This is a genomic window from Streptomyces sp. NPDC002690 (genome assembly GCF_053592415.1).
The window spans coordinates 1-1,714 of record NZ_JBSFVR010000684.1; the positions used below are offsets into that span (position 1 = coordinate 1).

At 73.3% G+C, this 1,714-nt stretch carries 1 protein-coding gene; it reads left to right on the forward strand.

Features of this window, described 5'->3' with window-relative positions; translation table 11 throughout:
- The first annotated feature begins 290 nt into the window (after positions 1-290).
- Positions 291-1,658 (forward strand): SGNH/GDSL hydrolase family protein, encoded by a 1,368-nt coding sequence (locus ACWD3D_RS36690; RefSeq protein WP_451464973.1) that lies wholly within the window; start codon positions 291-293, stop codon positions 1,656-1,658.
- The last annotated feature ends 56 nt before the right edge of the window (positions 1,659-1,714 follow it).

Sequence of the window (1,714 nt, forward strand, 5' to 3'; positions counted from 1 at the left end):
CGACGCGACCAGCGCGTCGGGGCCGTACGCGCGTCCGCCGGGCGGCACCGGTGCGGCGCCGGGCATCGTGCCGGGGCCGGCCGTCCGTGAGCGCCCGGGGCCCGCTGCCGGGGTCCGCCTCTGTCGTGACCCGTCCCCTTATGCCCAACTCCCCGAAACTTTCGGGAAGTTCATGCGTTGTATCGGATCGTGTGAGAGTCATTGACACCCCGGAAACGCCCCGCTTACCGTCGCCGCCGAAGCGTGCAAGGGCAGTGCGAGGGATCACTCCGTTCGAGGGAGAGCAGTCCATGGCTCGAAAGTTTTCGAAGGCCGGTCTGGCCGTGACGGTGGCGTTCGCGGCCACCCTGGCGACGGGCACCGCCGTCGGGGTCGCCGGAGCCGCGGACGCCGGGGGCGACGCCGGGAGCGGGCGGACCGCGACCGCGCACGCGCGGCAGGCCGGGACGCACTGGGTGAACACCTGGACGTCCATGCCGCAGCTGACCGAGCCGAGCAACATGCCGCCCGCCCCCTTCACCCAGGACGGCAAGGTCCTCGACGACGCCACCCTGCGGCAGACCGTCCACGTGTCGGTCGGCGGGAAGCAGGTGCGGCTGCGGTTCTCCAACGCGTTCGGCGGGGCCGTACTGCCGCTCACCTCGGTGTCGGTGGCGCTGCCCACCGGGGGGCGGGCCGGAGCCGGCGCGATCCGGCCCGGGACCTCCCGCACGGTGACGTTCTCGGGCAGCGCCTCGACGGTCGTCCCGGTGGGCTCGCAGGCCGTCTCGGACCCACTGGACTTCGACGTGGCGCCCGGGACGAACCTCACGGTCACCGTGTACCTGGCACACGGGCAGGCGTCGAACAGCGTCACCTCGCACCCGGGCTCCCGGACCACCTCGTACATGCTCGCCGGCGACCACGTACGGGACGAGGACCTGGCCGGGGCCGTCTCGGTCGCCCACTGGTACTTCCTCAGTGGCGTCGAGGTCTGGTCGCCGGACACCACCGCCGCCGCCGTCATCGTGGGCGACTCGCTGACCGACGGCCGGGGCTCCACCACCGACGCCAACAACCGCTGGCCCGACCAGCTGCTCGACCGGCTGCGCTCCCGCCCGGACACGGCCTCCACCGCGATCCTCAACCAGGCGGCCGGCGGCAACCGCGTGCTCAACGACGGCCTCGGCCCCAACGCGCTCTCCCGGGTGGACCGCGACGTCCTGGCCCAGAGCGGCGTGGAGTGGGCCTTCGTCTTCGAGGGCGTCAACGACATCGGTACGGCCGAGGCCACCGAGGCCGCCCAGCAGCGGACGGCCGACGACCTCATCGCCGCCTACGACCAGATCATCGTCCGGGCGCACACCCAGGGCATCCGGGTCTACGGGGCGACGCTGACGCCCTTCGGCGGCAACGACCCGTACGACGACCCGGCCGGCTACCGCGAGCAGGCCCGGCAGAAGGTCAACGCCTGGATCCGCACCAGCGGCCGGTTCGACAGCGTGGTCGACTTCGACAAGGCGGCCCGCGACCCGCAGAACCCGCGCCAACTCCTTCCGGCGTACTCCGACGCCGACCACCTGCACCTGAACCCGGCGGGCTACGCGGCGCTCGCCGCCGCCGTCCCCGCCCGGCTCTTCCACCAGGAGCCGCTGCCCCGGGGCTTCGGCTTCAACTGAGCCGTAGGCGCCCCCGCACCGCACACGCGTGAGCCGGGACCCCGAGCGGGGTCCCG